Below are 470 nucleotides of genomic sequence, written 5' to 3' on the forward strand. Positions count from 1 at the left end.
TAACAAGTTCAGCGAATTCCTTGCCCAATACCATGAATAGAGCACCTACTAGTAACTGTCCCGCAATTGAATAATCTTCAGTCAAGGCGAACGCCAACAACCATTGTCCAAAAAGGGCTATGAACAGCGCCAACAGACACACATACATAATGCCAAGCTCCGTAGTTCTAGCCGCTTTTAACGGATTGCTGTTTGCAACGACAAAGCGCTTAGGCATCCACCACATACCAAAGGGCTGAACAAGAACGCACATAGCCAGAGCAAACTTAGCGGCCACCGCATATTGGCCCACCATGGCGAGAGACTCACCCTCTAGCATCAACCAGCGCTCAGCGCCATTGAGGCCAAACGCCACTAAGCCCGACAGCATTAGAGGCAATGAATAGCGCAGGTTAGTGTTGATAAACTGCGTGCTAGGAAGAGTAATGGTGAGCTTGCTGGCAAGGATAAGCAGTATGAACTGCACGAAA

1 pseudogene is annotated in these 470 nt (G+C 48.9%); it reads right to left on the reverse strand.

Features of this window, described 5'->3' with window-relative positions:
• Nucleotides 1–470, reverse strand: a pseudogene (locus AB4585_RS23865) (hypothetical protein); the annotation flags it as partial.

Source organism: Vibrio sp. 10N.222.49.C9 (genome assembly GCF_041474985.1).
Classification (GTDB): Bacteria; Pseudomonadota; Gammaproteobacteria; order Enterobacterales; family Vibrionaceae; genus Vibrio; species Vibrio crassostreae_C.